The sequence below is a fragment of the Gemmatimonas sp. genome (assembly GCF_031426495.1).
GTDB lineage: Bacteria > Gemmatimonadota > Gemmatimonadetes > Gemmatimonadales > Gemmatimonadaceae > Gemmatimonas.
In genome coordinates, this window is sequence record NZ_JANPLK010000014.1 from 62,736 (window position 1) to 87,220 (window position 24,485).

Here is a 24,485-nt window from a genome sequence, read left to right on the forward strand (position 1 = left end):
CACAGCCCGTGCCGCACCGATCGCGATGCTGATCACATCGTCGGCTGATATCGCCCCCACACTTTCTCCAGCGTATCCGCAATTTCGCCGACCGATGCGCGCAAACGCACGGCGTCGATGATCCGCGGCATGAGTGGCGCGCGCGCACCGACATGGGCCGGCAGATACTCCGGCGCGATATCGGTGATCGCCTGCAACGCGGCTTGTACGGCCGGGTTGTCGCGCGAGGCCTTCACCTGCTTCAAGCCGGCCACCTGCCCCACTTCGAGCGCGCTGAAATCCGGCGCGGGAATGATCGGCGGATCCTGTCCGTCGCCGAAGCGATTCACGCCCACCACCACGGTTTCGCCCGCTTCGACCCGAAGCTGGTACTCGTACGCGCTGCGTCCGATCTCCTCCTGGAAGAAGCCGGCGCGAATGGCCGCGGCCGCGCCACCGAGCGCGTCGACCCGCTCCAGCAACTCGAGCGCGCGCGTTTCGACCGCATCGGTGAGCTGCTCCACATACCAGCTGCCGGCGAGCGGATCCGCCGTCTGCGCAACGCCGGACTCGTAGCCCACGATCTGCTGCGTGCGCAGCGCGAGCGTGGCGGCTTCGGCAGTCGGCAGCGCCAGCGCTTCGTCATAGCCATTCGTATGCAGCGACTGCGTGCCACCCAGCGCGGCCGCGAGGGCCTGCACGGTGACACGCACCACGTTATTGAGCGGCTGCTGCGCAGTGAGCGTGACACCGCCCGTCTGCGTGTGGAAGCGTAGCTTGCAGCTGGTGTCGTTGGCGCCGAAGCGCTCGCGCATCAGCCGCGCCCACAACCGACGCGCGGCGCGGAACTTCGCGACTTCTTCGAACAGGTCGCTGTGCGCGGCGAAGAAGAACGACAAGCGCGGCGCGAAGGCATCGACGGCGAGACCGGTGTCGACCGCCTGCTGTACGTAGGCGATGGCGTCGGCAAAGGTGAACGCCACTTCCTGCACCGCGGTGGCGCCGGCCTCGCGGATGTGGTAACCCGAGATCGAAATCGGATTCCACTGCGGCACTTCGGCCGCGCAGAAGCGGAACATCTCGGCCGTGAGTGCAAGCGAGGGATCGGGCGGATAGATGTACGTACCGCGCGCGATGTACTCCTTGAGAATGTCGTTCTGCACCGTGCCCGACAGCGCCGAGCGGGCAATGCCACGTTCCTCGGCCACCACGATGTACATCGCCAGCAGCGTCGACGCCGTGGAGTTGATCGTCATCGACGACGAGACCTTGTCGAGCGGAATGCCGTCGAGCAGCACGTGCATGTCGTCGACCGTATCGATGGCGACGCCAACGCGGCCGACTTCTCCACTCGCGCGCGGCGAGTCGGAGTCGATGCCCATCTGCGTGGGCAGGTCGAAAGCGACCGAGAGTCCGGTCTGCCCCGCTTCCAGCAACAAGCGGAATCGCTCGTTGGTGGAACGCGCCGTGCCGAAGCCCGCGTACTGGCGCATCGTCCAGAGACGACCGCGGTACATCGTGGGCTGCACGCCGCGCGTGAAGGGAAACTGACCGGGATCGGCCAGGTCACGCACGTAATCAACGTGGACGTCGTCCGGACGGACGACGCCGGGGATCGGAATGCCGGAGGGGGAGAGTCGCTCGCTCATCCCCCAATGTAGCGATCAGGACGCGACTGTCGGAGTCGGTACCGCCGTTCGCGTTCCACGCCGCTCGGGAATGCCCGGGGCGACGTACTGCGGCAGCGGGAACTCCGCCACCGTTTCCACTTCGGCCTTGCTGCCGAGATAAAGTGGCGTCCGCTCGTGCAGTTCGGTGGGCTGCACATCGAGAATGCGACCAAAGCCATTCGTGGCCATACCACCGGCCTGTTCGGCGATGAACGCCAACGGGTTCGCCTCGTACAACAACCGCAGCTTGCCCTTGGGCGCCTTCTCGTTGGCGGGATAGCAGAAGACGCCGCCGCCGAGGAGGTTGCGATGGAAGTCGGCCACGAGTGATCCCACGTAGCGTACGTTCAGCGGCGCACGCTGACCGTCCAGCCCGCGATAGCGACGCATCAGCGCGCGCGTGGGTTCCGGCCAATCCTGTTCGTACGCGTCGTTCACCGACAGATACCGTGCACGGGTCGGGATCTGGATATTCGGGTGCGACAACAGGAATTCGCCGATCGACGGATCGAGCGTGAAGCCGTGCGCGCCCTGCCCCGTGGTGTATACCAGCATCGTGCTCGATCCGTAAATCACGTAGCCGGCGGCGACCTGTCGGCGGCCCGGTTGCAGCATGTCTTCCATCTCGCCGCGTGCGCCGCGCGTGATCTTCTGATAGACGGAGAAAATTGTCCCCACGGGCACGTTGACGTCGATGTTGGACGAACCGTCGAGCGGATCGAACAGCAGCACATACTTGCCGGCGCGGAAGCCTTCGGGAATGTGGATGATGTCCGGCTCCTCTTCGGATGCCATCGCGCACAACCGGCCGCCATGATCGAACGCCTTGACGATGATCTCGTTCGAAATCACATCGAGCTTCTGCTGGACCTCGCCCTGCACGTTCACGTCGCTCGTCGCGCCGAGAATGTCCGCGAGTCCGGCGCTTCGCACCTTGTTCGCGATCATCTTGCCGGCGAGCGCCATGTCGTAGAGGATGCCGGAGAGTTCGCCGGTGGCCTCGGGGAACATGCGCTCCTGCTCGATGATGAAGCGTTCGATCGTGACGACGGAAGTCGCAGTATGCCTGACCACGGTTCTACTCCTGGGGGGAGACGGGCGCGCAGGAGCGCAGCAACAGAAGTTCGATCCGATCCGGGGAGGATCAGCGCGAGACCCACGTAAAGACAGTTGACGGAATCGCGGCGAACAGAGCGTGCGCGTCGCGGCCTGTGGAAACTGGCTTACGTGGGCAAGCTCAGGCAAGAGCCGCGCCGCGCTCTGGCGCCGGGAATGACGCTCAAGGCGGCACGGCCCGGCGATCCGGGAGACGCCAGCGGTCGCCATGGGCGGAGACGTCGAGCCACTGCCCGTTGGTGGACACGACGACCGTCCCCTCAAGATCCGAGCGCAGCAGCGGCACCCGCCGGCCGGCAAAGCGCTCCAGCACCTCCGGCGACGGGTGCCGGTAACTGTTTCCTGCCCCGACGGAGACGAGGCCCACCAAGGGGTCGACCGCACGCACAAAGTCCGCCCCGGAGCTCGTGCGACTGCCATGATGCCCAAGTTTCAGCACGTCGGCGCGTAAGGCGCCTTCAGGCAGTCGGTCGAGCAGCCACGACTCTTCCTGCTGCTCGGCGTCACCCATAAACAGGAATCGCCGTCGCCCGTACGAGACCCGGAGCACCACAGAGGTTTCGTTCGCGTCGTGCTGCGCCGCTGTCCAGGCGGAGTCGGGTGCGAGCACGTCGATGGACACCCCGTCGAGCTGCCAGCGCTGGCCGGGATGCACGCGTCGCCACGGCTGGCCGCTGCCGCGAAGCGCCACGAGCGCCTTGCGATAGCCGTTGCTCGAGGTGACGAACGCGGGCTCCCACCACTGCTTCGGGGAGAGCGCCGCGATCACGCTGGCGGCACCGCCCACATGATCCTCGTGCGCATGCGAGAGCACCATGAGGGCAACCGCACCTCCGCGACGCTGTACGTACGGGATCACCGCGCGGCGACCAGCATCGCCGCCATTCCATGACGGCCCCGCGTCGATGAGCACCCACCGACCGCGCGGCGTCCGGATCGCGAATGCGTCACCCTGCCCCACATCGATCATGTGCACCTCCAGGACGCCAGAACCGACGGTGACCGTGGGCAGCCAGACGGAGAGCACCAGCGCCATCGCCGCGATCCGGAGCCACGGGCCGGCACGTCGAGCGGCCGTGGCCCGCACGACGGCCGCCGACGCCACCCCCGCACCGATCGCGGCGGCGAGCGTAGGCGCGACATGCACGACGGCAAAGGGCATCGCGGCCGCCGCGGCGGCGATCTGGTCGAGCAGCGCAATCGGTAAAGCGCTCGCATCGGCGATGACCTGCGCCATCGGATCCAGCGGGCTGGCGAGCAGTGCCAGAAAGAGTGCCGGCTGCAGAAACGCCACGATCGGACCCGCCAGGATATTCGTCACCGGCGCCAGCACGCTCACGCGTCCGAACGTCCACGCAATCAGCGGTGCGGTGACGACGGTGGCGACCACACCGGTGATCGTTTCGCGTACGAGCCATCGTGAGATCCCCCGTCGCGTGACCAGCCAGCGCTGCGCGCTCCGCACCGCGCCGCGCCACGTCCCGGAGGTACCGCCGCGCGATGAAGCCGGAAACGACAGGGCATAGGGTTGCCAGCGTCGCAGGATGGCTCTGGCGGCCACCAGCGCTGCCATGCCGCTCACGCTCAACTGCCAGCCCAAATCGAGTACGACCAACGGCTCCACGGTCGGGATCACGGCCCCGAGCGCGAGTGCGGTCCATTCGTGCAGCGGACGTTGCCACGCCGTGGAGAGCATCACCGTGAGCAACATGACGGCGCTGCGCACGGCCGGGGCGGGCGCGCCGAGCATGGCGACGTAGGCAAGGATAAGCGCCAGCGACGCCACGGCACCGACCGTGGCCGGGAGACGCATGGCGGTGGTGATCGTGAGCAGCGCCGACGCGATGATGGCCACATGCATCCCCGACACCGACAGCATGTGCACGAGGCCCGCGTCGGCAAAGCGATCACGCACGGCCGTGGCAATGCCGTCCTGGTCGGCGATCACCAGCGCGCGTACCAGCGGCGCCCGTTCGCCGAACAACCGATCGATCGTGCCGCCGGCTCGTCCCCGCGCGGCGCGCAGCCAGTCGCGCCCGGTGATCGCCACGACCGTGTCGATGGTCATGCGAACACCGCGATCGGTGGCCAGCGCGCGCCCGGTCACGCGCGAGATCTCTCCAGCCGCCAGAGGACGTGGCAGGTCCGCGGGAAGCCGCACGGTGGACAGCACGAGACAGGCGCGGCGTGCGAACGTGAAGCGCACGGTGCCGCGCCCGCGCGCAGCAGGCGAGACCGCCGGGCGGCGCGGTGCGCGACGCGTCCCGAGGTGGCTTGGTACTTCTCGTTCGGACAGTGGACCATCGAACACCAGCGTGAGGGCGTCACCGCGTGCCAGATGTGCGACGGCCGCCGATCGACACACGCGCGCGTCGCGCGCCGCCGCCGCGCTCGCCAGTACGCCCGCCAGCGCGATGCTCCCGAGCGCCGCCCCCTGCAGCAGACGCGTCTCAGGCGCACGGCGCGCCGATCGCAGCGCGATCACCAGCACCGTGGCGACGAACGTCCATACTGCTATGCCTGCGGCGGGCGCCAACCAGGCAGACCGCGCGGCGTCGCCCAGCCAGGCACCCGTGAACAGGCCGACCAGCCACCAGCCGGCGGCATGAATAAGAAGCGGCATCACGCACGGTGTCGAACTCTCGTGGGTGATGCCGCATCAAAATCTCGCACGCGTACCCGAAGGAACGCCCTGTACGCGCACCGGAGTCGGGCGCTACCCGGCCATCATCGGCAGTGGCTTGCGTTCGGTCGACTCGACGACCGGCGTGCCCATGAACGTCGCGCCAGTCGTGCCGCTCAGCGTCACCGTGAGATAGTCGCCGATCGCGCCGGCGTCGGCCGGTACGATGATGGTCTTGAAATCACGGGAGCGCGCCTGCAGCAGTTCGCCGTCGCGGGCCACTTTCTCGATGAGCACTTCGACGGTGTCGCCGAGGCGGCGCATGTTGTTCTCGCGCGAGATCTCACGCACCGTCTTCAGCAGCAGCTCGAAGCGCGTCGCCACGAGATGGTCGGGGATGGTCCACTCGGCGGGCATGCGTGTGGCCGGCGTCCCTTCGCGTGGAGAGAACTTGAACATGAATGCATCATCGAAGCGCACGTCCTGACAGAGCGAGAGCGTGTCGGCAAACTCCTCGTCGGTCTCACTCGGAAAGCCGACGATGATGTCGGTGGTCAGGGCCAAGCCGGGAATCGCCGCCCGCATGCGCTCCACGCACGCGAGATAGTCCTCGCGCGAGTAGCGACGCAGCATCTTCTTGAGCATCGACGTCGAGCCACTCTGCATCGGCAGATGGATGTGCTCGCACACCGTGGGCACTTCGGCCATCGCCGCAATCACGCGATCGGAGAAGTCGTTCGGATGCGGGCTGGTGTAGCGCACACGACGGATGCCATCGACCGCGCCGACGGCACGCAGCAGATCGGCGAAATCGTGGGTGCCGTCGTTGTACGAGTTCACGGTCTGACCGAGCAGCACCACTTCCGTGAGACCCTGGTTCACGACCTCGTGTACTTCGCGCACGACCTCGTGGAGCTTGCGACTCCGCTCAGGACCACGCGTGGTCGGGACAATGCAGTACGTACAGCGATAGTCGCAGCCGCGCTGCACCGGGATCCACGCCTTCACGCCTTCAAAGCGACGGGCGACCACATCCTCATAGTGCTCTTCGAGATCGAAATCCGTGGCGGTGAACTTCTCCCCGCGGCGCGCGCCATCGAGCAGCGCTGGCAATGCGCGATAGCCGTCGGGACCAACCACGATCGACACATGCCGAGCCTGTTCGAGCACGCGGGGACCAAGCCGCTGCGCCATGCAGCCGGTGACGCCCATGATGCTGCCGGCGCGCATGAACTTCTTGAGCTCGCCGAGCCGGCCGATGACGCGCGTTTCCGCGTTCTCGCGGATGGCGCAGGTGTTCACGAGAATCACGTCGGCGCCATCGGGCACATCCACCGCGTCGTAGCCGCTGGCCACGAGCTTGCCGTACATGAGTTCCGAATCGGCCACGTTCATCTGGCAGCCGTACGTCTCGATGTAGACGGTGGGGCGTGGTGCCCCGTTGGGCGCCTCGGTCACGGGCAGGTCACTCATCGATCAGTTCCGCGGACGGATCTGAATGCCGATGCCGAGCAACCACGCTGATTCCTTGAAGCCGCTGCCGGACATCGTGCGGTTCGCGCGCTGTACCGAGAGATCGAGCGACGCGTCTTCACCGGCAACCGGCACGCCCAGTCCCGCCGTGAGACGATTCTCCTTGGCGACCTGTCCGAGCGTTCCGAACGGCAGCTCATTTCGCGCGTAACCGGCGCGCACGAGCAGCGGCAAGCCGCGGAATTTCGGGCCCGCCACTTCGGCGCCGGCGTGCCAGTTCATGGCGTCCGTCGTTGTGGTGGTTGCCGATCCCAGCGAGGCCATGTCGGACCACGAGATCTGCTCCATGCCGAGGGCAAACACCGACCCGACGATGCCGTCGTAGCGCAGGGCCACGCCGGTGCGGGTCGGCGCGCTGGCTTTCGACACGATGGTGTCGCGGATCCGGGCGTTGATTTCGTTGCCCCGACGGTACGACGCCATCGCGGTGAATCCCTTACCGAGCGTGGCCTCACCGCCGACGGAGAGCGCCGTGCCGAAGTACGTCACGCGCGACGAATCGAGTACGCTGCCGAAGGCCAGGGTATCGGCGAACGTGCGCTCGCGTGTGGCGCGGTTCTCACCCGTGTAGAGATGACCCGCGATGCCAACGCGAAAGCGCGGCGACACCTGCCAGCCGGCACCGGCGCGGAGATCGTTGATGGCGCCGCGCACGTCCGTCTGATCGGTCGTGGGTACGGTGTTGCCGTCGATCAATGCGCTGCCGGTCGTCGTGGTCGAGAACGTCCGATCGAGGAAGCTCGTGGCGCTCAGACCGACCGCCACGCCACGACGCGCCGGGAAGATGAGCATGATGAGCGGCACGCGCTGCAGCGTGCTCTTCTCGCTCACGCCGTTCACCGTGAGCTTCCGCAACTCGGGTTCGGCCTGCGCCGTGATGACGGTGCGGGCGATACCACCGAGCGCCGCCGGGTTGGTCGGCGTGAGCGCATCGAATTCAGCAAACGCGCCGCCCGTGCCGTTGGTGCGGACACTGCCACCGCCGACAGGATAGCCGAAACCCTGCGTGCCGATGGAGCCCTGCGCGCTGGCGGTCGAGGCCATCGCCACGGCGGCAAACCACGCGAGCGAGGTGGGTGATGCGAGAGATCGGAGTCGAGAGCGGATCACGGGAGGGCGAACTCCGAACGCGGGAGATAAGTGATTCGCAGGCGCGGGCGCAGCGTGGCTGGCGCTTCGCTGGAGTAGAAGCGCAACTCGGCCGGCTGCGCGCCTTCGAGCGCGATCTTGAACGCGATCGCGCGCGGCACATTCGACGGCAGCGTGCGCCACGTACGCGCGAGCGCCAGCACGTTCACCGCGCGCACGCCGGCCGACGACGGCAGCAGCAGTGTGGAGTCGACGCCGGCGAAGGAGCCGGCCGCCGCGAGATCGAGAATACGGCGCAGGTCGGTGACGAGATTGGTGGTCGTCGGCACCAGCGCAAAGAGACCAACTGAATCCGCCGCATTGCCGAACGTCGAGGCCCGCTGCGTGAGCAGTACCTCCGCGCGCACGATGGTACTCGAGTCGGTGATGCGCGACGGCACGTTGAATCGCAGATACGATCGGTACGCCGGGAAGCCACCGACCAGCAGTGTGTTCGCACCCGGCGGCGGCGACGCCAGATCACTGATCATGTACACCGCGTACGCCAGCTCGGCATCGGCGGTGGAATTCGGTAGGATCGTGCTTGGCGAAATCTGCTGCGGCGCGTACGTCGTGTCGGTGCTCGGATCGAAGATGACCGTGGGGGCACCCGCACCGGCCACGAAGGCCACCGCGCGAAGCTGGCCCGATCCACCGCGAATACGAACGCCCAGTCGCAGACGTCCCTTCGCGGCGATCTTAGCCGCCATCACCGTCTTGGAGAACGGAATGCGGATCGAGTCACCGATCGCCGACGGCGTAACGACCAGCGAGCCAATCCGACGATCCGGCCGGAAGAGCGAGCGCACCACCGATGTGACCGAATCGGATGCCGTGGTGTCCACGTCATACACTTCGAGTGTCACGGGCGTCGTGCCGCGGCGTCCGGTGCTGTCGAGCGGGAATCGCAGATAGACGGAGTCGACCGCCGTGATGGAGTCGACCGTCGTGCCCTTGTTCGGACTGAACACCGTCGGCAACGCATCGAAGCGGAGGATGGCGCTGGTGACGACCGTGTCAGGACGATTGGCGATCAGGATGTACGGCGACAGCCCGAGCGCCGGATAGCCGGACAGTGAGCTGTCGAGGACGACCACATCGACAATGGTATCGCGGAAGGACTCCGCCTTCGACGGACACAACGACGGGCAGGCAGCGCCACCGTCGAGGGACTCCGTGCACGCCGCGGCCGTGACGGCCGCGAGCACGAGTCCACACATCAGGAGAGGGCTGCGCAAACGCGGCCACGAGGTAAAGCGAACGCGCTCAGGCATTCTCGAGCGAAGCAGGCGTGAATGGCGCGGGCAACAGTTCCGCCAGCGACCAGCACGCCGTGAGCCCATCGGGCGTCACGGCGAAGATTTCGAGCGCTGGGGCGAACTCCACCAGCGCCTGTCGACAGATTCCACACGGTGGCGTCGGCGCAGCCGCCGCCGACGTGATCACAATGCGCACAAACCGACGCGCCCCATCGGCGATCGCCGCACCGAGCGCGACGCGCTCCGCACAGGTCCCCGCCGGATACGACGCGTTTTCCACGTTGCAGCCCGCATACACGCGCCCGTCGTCCGTCTCCAGCGCGGCGCCCACGGGATAGTGCGAGTACGGACACCACGCATTCGCGCGCGCCGCGTCTGCCGCGGTGCGCAGATGAGCGATGCTCATGCGTGCAAAAGGCCCGGCAGGAACGACGTGCCGCGGCCGCGCCACGAGAGACCGAACCAGTCGGCCACCGTCGCACCCAGATCCGAGAACGTATCGCGCTCTCCCACGCTCCCACCGCGCACCCGCGCGCCGGCCACCAGCAACGGTACGCGCTCGCGCGCGTGGTCGGTGGATGGCGTCGTGGGATCGTTGCCGTGATCGGCGGTAATGAAGAGCAGGTCGTCCTCCCGAAGTGCAGCCAGCAGGCTGGGCAGGGCGCGATCGAACGATTCGAGCGCCCCCTGAAAACCGCGGACATCGTTGCGATGCCCGAACAACTGATCGAAATCTACCAGATTGGCAAAGCAGAACCCACGAGGAGCCGAATTCAGCCACTCGAGAAGGGCCGAGATCCCGTCCGCGTTGTCGACCGTGTGCCGGGATGTGATGCCGCGACCGGCGAACAGGTCGTCCACCTTTCCCACCCCGGCCCGCGGAATCCCCGCCGCGGCGAGGGCGTCGAGCAGTGTCTCGCCGGGCGGCTGCATGGAGTAGTCACGCCGGTTGGCGGTACGCTTCCAGGCCCCCGAAGTTCCCACGAACGGGCGGGCGATGACGCGTGAGACATCGTGCGGCGCCACCAGCTGCGCTCGGGCGATTTCACAGGCGCGATAGAGCTTCTCGAGCGGGATCCACTCCTCGTGGGCAGCGATCTGGAAGACCGAGTCGGCCGAGGTATACACGATCCACGCCCCGGCCTCCCGGGCCAGCTCAGCGAAATCGGCGATCACAGCCGTCCCGCTGGCTACGCAGTTGGCAATCACCGGACGACCGGTCGCCTGCTCGAACGCCTCGGTCACGCTGGGAGGGAAACCCTGCGGGTAGGTCGGGAACGGCTTCGGAAGATGCAGTCCCGCGAGCTCCCAATGTCCGGTGGTTGAATCCTTGCCCGACGAACGGGGAATCAGCGTACCCCAGGCACCGATGGGATGCACGACGGGCTCGACGCCCTCAATGGGCGCGATGTGTCCAAGACCCAGACGCGCCATGTTGGGCAGGTCGAGGCCGCCGACCGCCCGGGCCACGTTGCCGATCGTGTCACTCCCACTGTCGCCGTAGGCCGCGGTGTCCGGGGCCTCACCGCAGCCGACGCCGTCGAGCACCAGGACCATTGCGCGGCGATTCGTGGATCCGGTCATGACGGGCTCAGTGAGAGTGGCCGAGCGGGCACGCGCAGGGCGAGTCCGACCAGCAGTTCGTAGGGAGACAGATCGGCCAACTCGGCCACCTGTTCCGCGCTGACCGTGTCCGTCCCGTCGCTGCCGATGAGCGTGGCAACGTCGCCGACGGCACACGGCACGTCGGTTACATCGACCATGATCATGTCCATGGTGACACGACCCGCGACCGGGCAGCGTACCCCACCGATCAGAACCTCACCGCGATTGGACAGTTGCCGTCGATATCCGTCGGCGTACCCGGCGGAGATCGTGGCGATGCGCGACGGTCGCGCGGCCGTCCACGTGGCACCGTAGCTCACCGTCTCGCCCGGGGCGACGTCGCGGATGTCGATGACGCGGGCCCGCAAATGCACGACCGGCCGGAGACCGAGTAATTCGCTGAACATGCCGGCGTACACGGCGATGCCGGGACGGGCCAACGAGCCGGGCGAAAGCCGCGTGCGACCGGCGATGCCGGCGCTGTTGTCGCTGTGCCGGAGTACGTTGGGCGGGAGGGCGTCACCGAGGGCCAGCATGGCGTCCACGAAACGCGCGTCCTGCTCGTCTCGCGAGTCGATGTCTTCGTCGGCCGAGTGAAAGTGCGTGAACACGCCCTCGGGCGGATGCTCGCGCAGCACGTCGCCGAGTTCGTCGACCTGATCCCAGCGCACCCCGGCTCGCGCCATGCCGGTGTCGATCGCCAGATGGTACGGTCGCCGTTCACCGCCCTGCTGCCCCGCCGCGGCCCAGGCACGGATATCCGTCACGCGATGCAAGGCCGGTCGCACTCCAAGGGCATGGGCGCGAGGCAACTCCGAGGGCAGCAGCGGCGTGAGGCAGAGAATACGCCCCCGGCATCCGGCGTCGCGCAGTTCCGCCGCTTCGTCAAGCGACGCGATCCCGAGCCCCCACGGGGCATCAGGGGCCGCCGGCGTGCGATCGAAGGGCACGCCCAGCGCCCGGCTGACCATCACGGCCCCGACGCCATAGGCATTCGCCTTGACCATGACGATCAGCGGCACGCCGGCCCGTGCGCGCAGTTGACGGACGTTGTGGCGCACCGCCTCGAGATCCACGTCGAGCCAGGCGCGATCAATGGCGGGATATATTGTCGCGGTCACTCGCACATCCTAAGCAGCCAACGACGTACGGAGAAGCGATGCAACGGACGATGGACGACGCGCTGGCCCTGATGCGGGATCTACGGGCCCGCTGCGAGTGGGACCGGGTGCAGACGCACAGCTCGCTTCGCCCGTATCTGATCGAGGAAGCACATGAGGTCGACGACGCGATTGCCCAGGGCGAGGACGCTACCCTGCGCGACGAGTTGGGCGACTTATTTCTGCAGGTCCTGTTCCACTCCGTGGTGGCGGAGGAGCGCGGGGCGTTCACGATGCAGGACGTGGCCGGTGCACTCGTTGCCAAGATGCACGCGCGGCACCCGCACCTGTACGGGGACGGGATCAAGCGCAGCTGGGAGTCGATGAAGGCCGAAAAGGCCAAGCGCAGCACCCTCGAAGATGGCCTGCCGTCGGGGCTGCCCTCGTTGCATCGCGCGCATCGGCTACAGGATCGCGCCGCCGGCGTGGGCTTCGACTGGCCCAATGCGCTAGGACCGCTGGAGAAAGTGCGCGAGGAGATCGACGAACTCGCGGCTCAAATGCGCCCTGACGGCACGGTGGCCGATCAGGACTTGTTCGAGGCCGAGCTGGGCGACTTGCTGTTCGCCGTGGTGAATCTGGCACGCAAGACGGGCGTGCACGGCGCGCTGGCCCTCGACCGCACGAACGCCAAGTTCGTGCGACGCTACGCCGCCATGGAAGCGTTAGCGACCGCCGACGGCGTGGAGCTCATGGCCCTGTCGTTGGAGGAGCAGGATCGGTACTGGGATCAGGTCAAAGCGACGGAAGGACAACAGCAGAGTAAGGGGTAAGAAGTAGGGGGTACGGAGTTCGACTCCCTACCCCCTACCCCGTACTCCCTACTCCGCTGTTATGGCGCGAGCCTGCCCATCATGCGCGGGAACGCGATCACTTCGCGGATGTGCTCGATGCCGCAGATCCACGCGATCGTGCGCTCGAGGCCAAGCCCGAAACCCGAATGCGTGAAGGTGCCGTACTTGCGAAGGTCGAGATACCAGCCGTACGCCTCGACCGGCAGACCTTCGTGCGTGAGACGCGCGAGGATCTTGTCGTAGTCGTCTTCGCGCTGTGAGCCGCCGATGATTTCACCGCGGCCTTCGGGTGCCAGCAAATCGGCGCAGCGCACCGTGCGCGGATCGAGCGGGTTCTCCTTCATGTAGAACGCCTTCGCTTCCTTCGGATAGTTCACCACGAACACCGGGCGCTGATACTCGTCGACGATGAGCGCTTCGTCGGGCGCGCCGAGGTCGTCACCCCACACGATATCGCTGCCCTTCCCTTGCGCCAGCTTCACAGCGTCGCCGTAGTCGAGCCGCACGAACGGCTGCGACACGCAATCAAGCTTGGCTGTGTCGCGCTCGAGCACCTTGAGTTCTTCGGAACGACGCTCCAGCACACGCTCTACGAGGTAGCGCACGAACGCTTCCTGCAGATCCATGTTGTCATCCTGATCGTACCACGCCATCTCCGGTTCAATCATCCAGAACTCGGTAAGGTGACGACGCGTCTTCGACTTCTCGGCGCGGAACGTGGGGCCGAACGTGTAGATGCGTCCCATCGCGGCGGCGAGGGCTTCGCCGTAGAGCTGTCCCGTCTGCGCGAGATAGGCGGTGCCTTCTTCGAAGTAGTCGGTGCTGAACAGGCCGGCCCGCTCGCCGATGGCGGCGGTGAGAATCGGCGTGTCGCAGCGGATGAAATCGCGCGCGTAGAAGAAGTCGTGCACCGCCTGCTCCAGCTCGTGCCGCACGCGCATGATCGCGACCTGGCGCTGACTGCGCAGCCAGAACGTGCGGTTGTCGAGCAGGAAGTCGATGCCGTGCTCTTTCGGCTGAATCGGGTAGTCGTTCGGGCTCGTGCCGATCACGTCGAGCGTCTGCACGCCCATCTCGAATCCGCCCGGCGCGCGCGCGTCAGCGCGCACTTCGCCCGTGAGCGCCACCGACGCTTCCTGTGTGAGTTCGGCGAACGCGTTCCACGACGCCTCCGGCACCTCGGACTTCACCAACACCGCCTGCAGAATGCCCGTGCCGTCGCGGGCCACGACGAAGGCGACCTTGCCCTTGGAGCGCAGGTGGGTGACCCAGGCGCGAACGGTGACGACGGCGCCGACATGGTGCTTCAGGTCGGCGATACGGGTGCTGGATTGGTTCATCGGACGGCGAGTTGAAGGAGAGCCGTGAAGCTACACCGTTGCCCGCTCGTGCTCCAAGAGTTGACGCACCTTGGCGATGAGCGTATCGGGAGTGAAGGGCTTCGGGACGAAGGCGTGTGTCTCGTCGTCCGGAAGTTCTTCGCCCGCCTGGTAGCCCGACATGAACAGGACCGGGATCAGGATGCCGCGTGCGGTCATCGTTTCGGCCAGTCCGCGACCGCCCAGTCGCGGCATCACCACGTCGGTGATGACCAGACTCGGGAGGGCCCGATCGCCATCGAGCACCTCGAGGGCGTCGATCCCGTCGGCGGCAACCCGGACTCGGTACCCACGCCGGTTGAGGATTTCCGCCACCAAGCGGCGGAGCCCCGGCTCGTCCTCAACCACCAAGATCAGCTCCGAGCCCGGGCGGTCCGTCGTCGGCGCGGCCGCGACCGGCACCGTTCGAGCCGCCAGCCGCGGCAGGAGCACGCGGACGGTCGTGCCGACGCCAAGGGTGCTGTCGACCAGCACGCGTCCGCCCGCCTGCTGCACGATGCCGTAGACCGTGGACATACCGAGGCCGGTGCCGTCCCCCATGGCTTTCGTCGTGTAGAACGGCTCGAAGATGCGGGCTTGGACCTCGGGTGACATCCCGGTTCCGCTGTCTTGCACGGTTAACCCCACCCAGGCGCCTGCCGGCACCCCGGGATACGCGGCGTCACCGGACGACGCCAGATCAAGGAGGTCGGTCGAAACCTGCACCATGCCGCCATTCGGCATCGCGTCGCGCGCGTTGACGACCAGATTCACCAGTACCTGCGCCAGTTGTCCGCCATCCACCATGACGGGAAGCGGCTGCGGCACGGTGCGGGTGGCGAGCGTGAGCCGTTCACCGATGAGTCGCTGCAGCATGCGCTCGATGTCGTGGACGGCGACGTTCACATCGACTTCGGTCGGCGAGACCTTCTGCCGCCGACTGAATGCCAGCAGCTGCGACGTCAGCAGCGCGGCGCGTTCACCGGCCTTCAGGATCTCGGTCAATTCTGTCCGCACATCGCGCATGCCATTCCGCAAGGCGATCGGCGCGTCATCCTGCAGGAGCGTCGCGGCCTGCTGGTCGGCGAGCTGGGCGAATCCCATCATCGCGGTGAGCAGATTGTTGAAATCGTGCGCGATGCCGCCGGCCAGTGTGCCCACCGCTTCCATTTTCTGCGAGTGCAGCAACTGCTCTTCGAGCAACCGGCGCTCGGTGATGTCGGCAAGGACGCCGATGATACGCTTCGGCGCTCCGAGCGGCACGCCATCGTTGAGTGGGGTGGCGGTGACGTACAGCCAGCGCATGCTCCCATCGGCTTGCGCCACCGAGTATTCGGCGAACGCTGCTTGCCCCTGCATCGCCCGTGCAATGCCGTCGCGCACTGTGTCGCGAAGCGCCGCCGGAATCAGTTCGAGGAATCGATCGCCGGTCATCACCCGCGCTTCACCGGCGAGGCCCAGCAACTCGAGCGACTGCTCCGACCACTCGACAATGCCCGCGATCGGATCGTACCCCCACAAACCCATCTTGCCGCTCATGAGCGCGATCTGGAGCCGCTCATCATTCAACCGCAGCTGCTGTTCGACGCGTTCACGCTCCTGAACTTCTTTCCGCAGGTCGTCATTGGCGCGCTCGAGATCGCGCGTGCGGTCCTCGACGGCGTCCTCGAGTCGCGCCTGCCGACCGAAGAACAGGTACGTCACGCACATCACGAGGAAGAGAATCACCGCCGATGCGACGCGCGTCGGTTGCAGCTCGCGCGCGACGACGCTGTTCCAGCCATCCACCGGCACGCCAAGCAGTGTCCACTCGCCATCCATGATCGATACCGACACGGTCGCGGGATCGCCGAGACCGAGCGGGCTGCCGCGGAGCGGCTGGCGTGCGCGATCCAGCAACGCGACGCGTAACCTCGGCATCGGCGCGATCGTATTGGCCTCTTCGAGGAGCGACTTCACGTCGACGGCCATCGACACGAGGTCGGGAAACGCCGGCGGCACGCGATCAAGGCGACGTCGGATCAGCAGTCCCTGCCCGCCCTGCAGCAGCTCGATCGGTCCCGTGACGACGACGCTCGAGGATGACATGGCCCGGCGAACGCCATCGGCGAGCTCCGACCGCGGGTCCGTCAGCAGATCATAGCCGAGCAACCGCGCCGCGTCCGACATCGGCTCCGTCGCCACGATCCGGCCGTTGCGGTTGAGCTGTAACGCACGGATGCCGGGTGCGGCAACGCGCAGTCCGGCCGCGAACGTGTTGAACGTGCGATTCAGCGCGTCGAGCGACGGCTGCACCTCCACGAAGTCCTTGAGTCCGAGCAACCGTGCGACACGACGGCCGATCGCGTTCTCGAGGGCCTGCGCGTACGGCGCCATCTGGGCGCGCACACGCTCGCGTTCCCGCACGACCAGCGTGCGGCGATACCACGCGTCATACCCAACAGCGACGGCTAGTCCGAGCAGGCCCGCCGTGAGCGCTGCCCGAACCGCGCGCAACCCTACTGCCGAGCCATGCGCCACGGCGTCCCTGGCCAAAGATCCTGTCCACGATGTGGGGCGACATCGCCCTCAGCTTCCCTAACATACACGATCGAGCGTCGGGTCTGCATCGGCGTATCTTCGGCCCCTTATCCCACCCGAAAGAGCTCCAGTGCGCGGGCATAGCCCACTGTCAGGAGGTGGCGAAGCCCGTGATGCGACGGGGCCGTGAGTTCCGGGTCGTCCTTCAGCAGGCGTTCGGCCACAATCCGGGCCGTCTCATTGAGCGCCTCGTCTCGGAGCGGATCGGCGATCCGGAACGCCGGTAGCCCGTGCTGCTTGGCGCCGAACAAGTCACCCATGCCGCGCAGCTGCAGGTCGGCCCGCGCGATCTCGAACCCGTCTTCGGTTCCGGCGAACAACCCGAGACGTTCCGCTGCCTCGGCCCCCACATCGCCCAACAGAATGCAGTACGATTGCTCCGCGCCGCGCCCGACCCGGCCGCGCAGCTGATGCAACTGCGAGAGACCAAATCGCTCCGGGTGCTCGATGATCATGACCGTGGCGTTGCCGACATCGATGCCCACCTCAATGACCGTCGTGGCCACCAGCACGTCCACCTCGCCATCGCGGAACGCGCGCATGATCGCATCGCGCTCGTCGGCCGGAAGTCGCCCATGTAGCAGCGCCACCCGCCGCTTGGCGAATGGCCCGCTGACAAGCTCCTCGAACATCACCGTGGCCGCTTTGAGCTCCATCTTCTCGGACGTCTCGATGAGCGGATACACCACATACACCTGGCGTCCGGCCTCGAGCTGCGTGTTGGCGAACTCGAACACTTTCGGCCGTCCCGATTCCGGACGCACCACCGTGGTGATCGGGTGTCGACCCGGCGGGCGTTCATCGAGCACGCTCACATCGAGATCGCCGTACAGCGTGAGCGCCAGCGAACGCGGAATCGGCGTCGCGCTCATGAGCAACACGTCGGGCGCCTTGCCCTTCAACCCAAGCGTCGCGCGCTGCTCGACACCGAACCGATGCTGCTCATCGATGATCGCGAGGCCGAGGTTGGCGAACGCCACGTCACCCTGAATCAGCGCGTGGGTGCCGATCGCGAGCACGGGCCCGTCGTCGGCCAGACGCGCGAGCGCGGCGCGGCGCTCCTTAGCCCCTAGCCGCCCGGTGAGCAACACGGGGGTGATGCCGAGTGGAGCGAGGAGCGCGCCAATACTTCGCGCATGTTGCTCGGCCAGCAACTCGGTGGGCGCCATCAGCGCGACCTGAGCGCCGTTCTCCATGGCCAGCAGCGCCGAGAACACCGCGACCACCGTCTTGCCGGCGCCCACATCGCCCTGCAGCAAGCGATGCATGCGCCGCGAACTCGCCATGTCGGCCACGATCTCGCGAATGGCCCGGACCTGCGCGCCCGTGAGCGTGTACGGCAGCACCGCGCGGAGTTTCGTGGTCAGATCGCGACGATTCACGAACGCGGTTCCGCCACGAGCTTCGCGCGCCACCTGATTCGCCTTCCGGTGCAGCAACTGCACGCACAACAACTCTTCGAACGCGAGCCGGGCGCGTCCGCGCAGCGCTTCGGCCACCGACGTCGGGCGATGGACCAGTCGCAGCGCCTCCGGCAACGGCGGCACGTCGGCCTGCGCCAAGATCTCGCGCGGCAGCGTTTCCTGCACCAACGGCAGCAGCTGATCGAGATGCTGCTGCACCATGGCGCGCAGCACGCGCACCGAGAGGCCCTCGGTGCTGGGATAGACCGCCAGCACGCGTCCTTCGTTCGTGCCTTCTTCTTCCGGCCCGAGATTCACGAACTCGCGCGGCTGCAGGCGGCGGCCGTGGAAGAAGCGGACCTGCCCCGTACAGAGCAACCAGTCGCCCTTGTTGATCGTGCGATCGAGGAACGGTTGCCCGGGCCACGCCACTTCGATCATCCCGCTCGCGTCCTGCACGACGGCCTGAAATACCCGCAGCCCCTTGCGGGTGGGCAGCACGCCTTTGGCGATCACTTGGCCGAGTACCGTGATATCGGCGCCGACGACAGCCTGCGCGATGCGCGTGACCGTGCTGGCATCTTCGTAGCGGTGCGGCACGTGGCGGAGCAGATCGCCGGCCATCGTGATGCCGAGTCGTGCCAGCAGCTCGGCGCGCACCGGACCGACGCCTTTGAGATACGTGACCGGCGTGTCGAGCGTGAGCCGCGGCGCCGGACGCGCAGGCGGACGTCGCTTCCGCTCCTGCGGGTCACGATCGCCGCCGAACGCCATCACGCCTCCACCAGCTCCTTGGCGTAGTCTCCCGCATCGAACGGCTCGAGGTCGCCGATCTGCTCGCCGAGTCCGACGAACTTGATCGGCACGTTGAGCGCCTCGTGCACGGCCACCACGATGCCGCCCTTGGCGGTGCCATCGAGCTTCGTGACCACGATGCCCGTGACCGGCACGGCGGCCGAGAAGGTCCGCGCCTGTGAGAGCGCGTTCTGGCCGATCGTGCCATCGAGCACGAGCAGCACTTCGTGCGGAGCGTCGGGAAGCCGTTTCATGATCACGCGATGAATCTTGCGCAACTCCGTCATGAGATCGTCACTCGTGTGCAGGCGACCGGCCGTGTCCACGATGACAATGTCAGCACCGCGCGTCATGCCGGCATCGACGGCGTCGAATGCGACTGACGCGGGATCCGATCCCGGGGCGCCGCCCACGAAGTCGACTCCGGCACGCTCTGCCCACACGCGCAGCTGGTCGATGGCGCCGGCGCGGAACGTGTCGGCGGCGCCGAGCAACACCTTCTTGCCTTCCTTCTTCAATTGCGCCGACAACTTGCCGATGAAGGTCGTCTTGCCGGCGCCGTTCACCCCGATCACGAGGATCACCGTCGGACCCGTCGTGGCACGGAGCAGCGACGGATCCGCGTTGCCCTTCCGCAGCGCGGCTTCGATGCCCTTGGCCAGAGCACCACGGAATTCCGCTTCGGTTTTGACTTCACCGCGCTTGGCGCGAAACTCGACGTCCGCCACCAGTGCCAGCGACGTGGTGACGCCAAAATCGGATTCGATCAGGAGCGTCTCGAGCGTCTCGAGCGATCCCTCGTCGACGCCCTTGAAGAGCACCGACACATCGGTGAACGCAACGTCCTTGAAGCGCTGCCAGAGCGAGCGCTTGGGAGCTTCATCCTTACGGCGAAACAGGCGAGCCATTCTTGACCAGGCGAAGAGAAACGAAGTGTCGAGCGAGTGGCGACGATCAGCGATAGCCGCCAGCACGGCGGCCGATCCATTCGCCGCACAGCAGCAACAGGGCGAGCACGAAGGGCCATCCGGCGTCGGCCAGTCGCGGGGCATCCGACGACAACGCCCCGCGGGAGAGCACGCCATCGCGCACGGTGGGGGCACGGGGCACCCATTCGCGCGAGGCGTTCACCACCAACACGCTGGGACCGCCCTCGGCCTGCACATCGTACACCCCAGCGGCCAACGCGGGTGAGGTAGTTTCGAAGCTCGAGCCGGTGAATCGCAACGTGAGTGAATCGACCACGCTGTCCCCACGGCGGCTGAGTCGCACGGCCACGACCGAATCGGCCCCGCCGCGGCGCCACGCCACCGGATCACCGGCACGCATCAGTGACGCCATTGGCCGCGCCGCACGCACATCACCGCGTCCAGCGGCCAACCAGTCGAAGATGGCGCCCCACAACGCGCCGAACGCCTCAGCGGACCTTCCGCCGCGTAGCGCCCAGCCAGCGTATCCCGAGCCAGAGACGACGACGGTGCGCACACCGTTCTCGATGCGCGCGGCGATGGCCGGCACCGCCTCGCCTCGCTTCCCCAACTGCGCCGTCAGGACGGGCATGGTGCCACGCGCCGGGCCGGCGAGCGTGAGGGGTGGCAAGGAATCGAGCGGCAAGCCGGCGAGTGCGGCGGCCAACGGCGACGCCGGCACGCCTGACGCATACCACTCGGGCGTTCGTGCCATTTCACCGGCCCGCGCGATCGCCGTGGGCGGCGCGGGAATCCAGAGCGCCTTCGCGCCGGTGGCGCTCCGCACCGCTGCGCGCGGACGCCACGCCGTATCGCCATGTACGATCAGCATCCCTGCCGCCCCGGCCTGCGTCTTGACGTCGTCCTCACTGATCGGCGCCAACGAGCCTTCCACCCGCCACACACCGGGTGCGAGGCGCAGGAAGGCCCGTGTCGGCACGTTCAGGGCGCCGCGCAGCACCACCAGTGCCTCGCGCACATCGAGGTCAGGCGCGGTCGAGACAAACACCGCCGCAGGGCGGTCACCGATGTCGATCGTGCTGGACAGCGTGTCGTTGCGCGGTTCGGCGTCACCGGGAACGAGCACCACCGATCGCACGATCGCCGAACGCGCACCGCGCGGCAGGGCGATGGTGGCGGTCACGCGCGTGGAGGTGAGCGCACCCAACGCCGGCACAGGGAGCGTAGCCGGCGCGACACCATCGACCATCACGCGCCACTGCGCCTGTGGCGTCGCCGTGGCACCGGAAGTGATGGTTGCCGCCACCGTGATCGTATCGCCCGCTGTGGCGCTCGTCGGCACTGCCATCTCGGCGATCGCGCCGTCGGTGCGCGGCGCATTCGCCAGCACGCGAATGCGCGAGCCGGTCGGGGCTTCGGCGAGGGACTCGGCATCATCCACCTCACCGTCGGTGAGCAGCACCAGCGGACGCCCGAGCGAGGCCGCCCGATCGACTGCGGCGCGCACACGCGAACCTTGATCATCGGACCGCAGCGTCGCGATGTCGGAGGCGCTGATGTCGCGAATGGAATCGCCAACGATCACGAAGGCCTCGGCGCCGGGCGCATCGCGCTTGGCCGTCGCGGCCAGGCGCTCGCGCCACGCGTTGACCACGGAGTTCTCGTCACCGACCGCGCGACGCGAGGAGGCAGAGACGTCGATCGCCACCAGGGGCGTTGCCGGGCGGGGTGGCGCCGAGGGGGCGCCGAACAGAATGGCCGCGACGAGCGTCACGGCGAGGGCGCGCAAGGCGCCAAGCATGATCGCACGGGAGCGCGCAAGCGTTCCGACACGCCCGTAGGCGAGCCAGGCCGCGGCAACGCCGAGTGCGAGGGCAAGTATCCAGCGAATCACGACAGTAACGTCATTGATCGGCACGATGGGAGAAAGGGCAAAGGGCAAAGAAGCCGAAGCCTCTTTGCCCTTTACGCGGAACGATGCCGATCAGTTCAGTCGCCGGCGACGCGCGTGATCACCGGCGCCGCCGCCGTGCTCGCGGCGCGGGGGCCATCGAGACGGGCGAAGAGCCGTGCCCTGAGATCGTCGAAGCTCGCACGCTGTCCTGAGGCGAGCGGCTCACCGGTCACGTTGCGCAGGGCGACCCTCGGATCGCGGTGCTTACCGTTCACGAGCACTTCAAAATGCAGGTGAGGTGCGGTGGACAGCCCCGTGGTGCCCACGAACGCGACCGTACGCGAGATCGAGACCGTGGTGCCACGACGGATGCCAGGGGCGAACGCATTCAGATGGCCATAGCGCGTGACGAAGCCGTTGCGATGCCGAATCTCGAGCACGCGACCATACCCGCCCTTCCAGCCGGCAAAGATCACGACGCCATCGCCCAGCGCGCGGACGGGGGTGCCGCGGGCGGCGGCATAGTCCATCCCTTGGTGCGCGCGCACGGTGCCGAGGATCGGATGGCGACGCAGGCCGAACACGCTCGAGATGCGCCGGAAAGCGAGCGGTGCCCGCAGAAACGCGGCTCGCATCGACTTGCCTTCTCCATCGAAATACGCGCTCTTGCTGCCCTGCGCGAATCGCATGGTTTCCACGCGACGGCCATCGACGGTGAGCCGGGCGGCGATGACGTCGCCGGGTCGGACAGCCCCATTCGGCGCGCGCTGGCGCTCCATGAGCACTTTGATCGTATCGCCTTCGCGCAGATCGCGGCTCAGGTCGACGCGGTATTCAAGAATGTCGGCCAGCGCGTAGGCGACTTCATTGCGCACATTGGCCGGAAACGCATCGGCACCCTGTGCAATGGCTCCCGTCAGCGTGGACGAGACCACGCCGCCAACGACGACCGTGTCGGTGGTCCAAGGCAGCGTCTCTTCTTTCTCCAGCCATCCGGACCGCGAACCGCCCGTGGCGGAGCGTGTGAAGCGCACCAAGCGATCGATGGCCAGCTGCAGCACGACCTCGGAGGCGCCGGAATCCGCGCTGACCGTAGAGGTGATCGTGGTGCCGGCGCGGATCTTCCGGGCGTCGATTGCCTGCGACTCGCGCAACACACGGGCGGCTTCGTCGCGCGGGACGCCTGCGCGTTCCAGCACGGCCACGAGCGGCTCCCCCCGCTTGACGGTGTCGACGCGCACGCGCCACTTGGACGCGACAGAAACACGAGACCCCGCAGCGAGCACTGTCGCTGCGGGGCGTTCGGGGACAGGACGTCCCAACGCAATTGCGGTGGCTCCGATACCGGCACAAAGGGTAGCCATCAGGAGCCGTGCGCGAGCGCTGGTCAATCCATCTGTCTCCGTATGAACGTCGGGATTTCCATGTCGTCTAGCTCAGTGCTTGGCGACGGGGAGATCGGAGGAACGCGAGACGGCCGTGGCGGCGCGCCTTCCCAAGCAGGACGAGCGGGGGCGGCCACAGGTCTCGAAGCGGGCCGGTCCCTCGTAGGGAACGGCAGCACCGCAGGGGACTTGGCCGCCGCTGCAGGAGGAAAAGATGCAGCGGGCGGATTGGCAGCGGAAGGGCTCGTTGTGCCGAGCGGCACATTACGGACGACTCCGTTGCCGGCGCCTCCCTGCATCTGCCGGTCGAATCCGGTCGCAATGACCGTAACGCGGATCTCGTTCATCATGGCGGGCTCATGCACGGCGCCGAAGATGATCTCGGCGTTGTCCCCGACCGCGTCGTGCACGATGTCGTTGATCTGCGTGACTTCGCCGAGGGTAAGGTCTTCGCCGCCCGTGATGTTGACGAGCACGCCGGTGGCGCCGGAGATCGAGACGTTGTCGAGCAACGGCGAGGCGATAGCCTGCTGGGCGGCTTCCATGGCGCGGTTCTCGCCGCGGCCGATGCCCGTGCCCATGAGCGCCGAGCCGCCGTTCTGCATGACGGTGCGCACGTCGGCGAAGTCGACGTTCACGAGGCCGGTTTCGCTGATGAGCAGCGAAATGCCCTGCGTGGCGTGCAGCAATACTTCGTCGGCCTTCTTGAGCGCCTCATGGAACGGGATGCCCTTGCCGACCACCGCGAGCAGTCGCTCGTTGGGCACGATAATCATCGTGTCCACGTGCTTGCGCATCTCGGCGATGCCTTCTTCCGCCTGGCGCATCCGCTTGCGTCCTTCGAACAGGAACGGCCGCGTGACGATGCCGACGGTGAGCGCGCCCGCTTCACGCGCCAGCTCGCAGATCACGGGAGCCGCGCCCGTGCCCGTCCCGCCACCCATACCACAGGTGACGAACACGAGATCCGCGTTGCCAAGCACGCGCTTGGTGTCTTCTCGGTTTTCATCGATCGCCTGCCGCCCGATCTCCGGGCGAGCGCCAGCACCGAGTCCACGCGTGAGCTTCTTGCCGATCTGAATCTTGACGTCGGCCTTGGAATTCATGAGCGCCTGCGCGTCGGTGTTCACCGAAATGAACTCGACGCCCTCGAGGTGTTCCTCGATCATGCGGTTGACGGCATTACCGCCACCGCCGCCCACGCCCACGACTTTCATGCGGGCGTTCTGGGAAGCGCTCTCTTCGAACTCGAAGGTCATGCGGGGGAGCTCCAT

17 protein-coding genes are annotated in these 24,485 nt (G+C 67.1%); 1 reads left to right on the forward strand and 16 read right to left on the reverse strand.

Going from position 1 to position 24,485, the window contains the following annotated elements; all coding sequences use genetic code 11:
* Positions 1 to 32 precede the first annotated feature (32 nt).
* The 9 genes from RMP10_RS04450 to alr form a co-directional block, all read right to left on the reverse strand.
* Positions 33 to 1,628 (reverse strand): methylmalonyl-CoA mutase family protein, encoded by a 1,596-nt coding sequence (locus tag RMP10_RS04450; protein WP_310569213.1) that lies wholly within the window; start codon positions 1,626 to 1,628, stop codon positions 33 to 35.
* 15 nt (positions 1,629 to 1,643) lie between these two features.
* On the reverse strand, positions 1,644 to 2,723 hold the full coding sequence (gene fbp / locus RMP10_RS04455; protein WP_310569214.1) for a class 1 fructose-bisphosphatase: 1,080 nt from the start codon (positions 2,721 to 2,723) through the stop codon (positions 1,644 to 1,646).
* A gap of 205 nt (positions 2,724 to 2,928) precedes the next feature.
* Complete coding sequence (locus RMP10_RS04460) at positions 2,929 to 5,388, reverse strand: DNA internalization-related competence protein ComEC/Rec2 (protein ID WP_310569215.1); 2,460 nt, start codon at positions 5,386 to 5,388, stop codon at positions 2,929 to 2,931.
* A 93-nt stretch (positions 5,389 to 5,481) separates the two neighbouring features.
* The gene (gene miaB, locus RMP10_RS04465; RefSeq protein WP_310569216.1) at positions 5,482 to 6,861 is read right to left on the reverse strand and encodes a tRNA (N6-isopentenyl adenosine(37)-C2)-methylthiotransferase MiaB; all 1,380 of its coding nucleotides are present in this window, start codon (positions 6,859 to 6,861) and stop codon (positions 5,482 to 5,484) included.
* 3 nt (positions 6,862 to 6,864) lie between these two features.
* Positions 6,865 to 8,031 (reverse strand): hypothetical protein, encoded by a 1,167-nt coding sequence (locus RMP10_RS04470; RefSeq protein WP_310569217.1) that lies wholly within the window; start codon positions 8,029 to 8,031, stop codon positions 6,865 to 6,867.
* Positions 8,028 to 9,323: a hypothetical protein gene (locus tag RMP10_RS04475; protein WP_310569218.1), complete on the reverse strand. Its 1,296-nt coding sequence runs from the start codon at positions 9,321 to 9,323 to the stop codon at positions 8,028 to 8,030. Before RMP10_RS04475 ends, RMP10_RS04470 begins: the two co-directional genes overlap by 4 nt.
* Positions 9,316 to 9,714: a cytidine deaminase gene (cdd, locus tag RMP10_RS04480; RefSeq protein ID WP_309670958.1), complete on the reverse strand. Its 399-nt coding sequence runs from the start codon at positions 9,712 to 9,714 to the stop codon at positions 9,316 to 9,318. The genes RMP10_RS04475 and cdd overlap by 8 nt, the downstream gene beginning before the upstream one ends.
* Positions 9,711 to 10,892 carry a phosphopentomutase gene (locus tag RMP10_RS04485; RefSeq protein ID WP_310569219.1) on the reverse strand — a complete coding sequence of 394 codons (1,182 nt, stop codon included), beginning with the start codon at positions 10,890 to 10,892 and terminating at the stop codon, positions 9,711 to 9,713. The genes cdd and RMP10_RS04485 overlap by 4 nt, the downstream gene beginning before the upstream one ends.
* Entirely contained in the window at positions 10,889 to 12,034 is a 1,146-nt protein-coding gene (gene alr, locus RMP10_RS04490; protein WP_310569220.1) for an alanine racemase, read from the reverse strand. The genes RMP10_RS04485 and alr overlap by 4 nt, the downstream gene beginning before the upstream one ends.
* Before the next feature lie 38 nt (positions 12,035 to 12,072).
* Here alr and mazG point away from each other — a divergent pair, with 38 nt between their 5' ends.
* A complete protein-coding gene (mazG, locus tag RMP10_RS04495) occupies positions 12,073 to 12,846 on the forward strand; it encodes a nucleoside triphosphate pyrophosphohydrolase (RefSeq protein WP_310569221.1) in 774 nt (257 codons plus the stop codon).
* A 59-nt stretch (positions 12,847 to 12,905) separates the two neighbouring features.
* Here mazG and asnS read toward each other — a convergent pair whose 3' ends face one another.
* The 7 genes from asnS to ftsZ all read right to left on the reverse strand — a co-directional run bounded on the left by asnS (position 12,906) and on the right by ftsZ (position 24,470).
* Positions 12,906 to 14,207, reverse strand: a complete 1,302-nt coding sequence (gene asnS / locus RMP10_RS04500) for an asparagine--tRNA ligase (protein WP_309670963.1) — start codon at positions 14,205 to 14,207, stop codon at positions 12,906 to 12,908.
* 30 nt (positions 14,208 to 14,237) lie between these two features.
* Positions 14,238 to 16,760 carry an ATP-binding protein gene (locus tag RMP10_RS04505; RefSeq protein WP_310569222.1) on the reverse strand — a complete coding sequence of 841 codons (2,523 nt, stop codon included), beginning with the start codon at positions 16,758 to 16,760 and terminating at the stop codon, positions 14,238 to 14,240.
* Between the two features lie 92 nt (positions 16,761 to 16,852).
* A complete protein-coding gene (gene recG, locus RMP10_RS04510) occupies positions 16,853 to 18,982 on the reverse strand; it encodes an ATP-dependent DNA helicase RecG (protein WP_310569259.1) in 2,130 nt (709 codons plus the stop codon).
* Complete coding sequence (gene ftsY, locus RMP10_RS04515; protein ID WP_310569223.1) at positions 18,982 to 19,911, reverse strand: signal recognition particle-docking protein FtsY; 930 nt, start codon at positions 19,909 to 19,911, stop codon at positions 18,982 to 18,984. Before ftsY ends, recG begins: the two co-directional genes overlap by 1 nt.
* Before the next feature lie 46 nt (positions 19,912 to 19,957).
* The gene (locus RMP10_RS04520) at positions 19,958 to 21,850 is read right to left on the reverse strand and encodes a hypothetical protein (protein ID WP_310569224.1); all 1,893 of its coding nucleotides are present in this window, start codon (positions 21,848 to 21,850) and stop codon (positions 19,958 to 19,960) included.
* Between the two features lie 71 nt (positions 21,851 to 21,921).
* A complete protein-coding gene (locus RMP10_RS04525; protein ID WP_310569225.1) occupies positions 21,922 to 23,067 on the reverse strand; it encodes a M23 family metallopeptidase in 1,146 nt (381 codons plus the stop codon).
* A 146-nt stretch (positions 23,068 to 23,213) separates the two neighbouring features.
* A complete protein-coding gene (gene ftsZ / locus RMP10_RS04530; RefSeq protein WP_310569226.1) occupies positions 23,214 to 24,470 on the reverse strand; it encodes a cell division protein FtsZ in 1,257 nt (418 codons plus the stop codon).
* Positions 24,471 to 24,485: the final 15 nt, after the last annotated feature.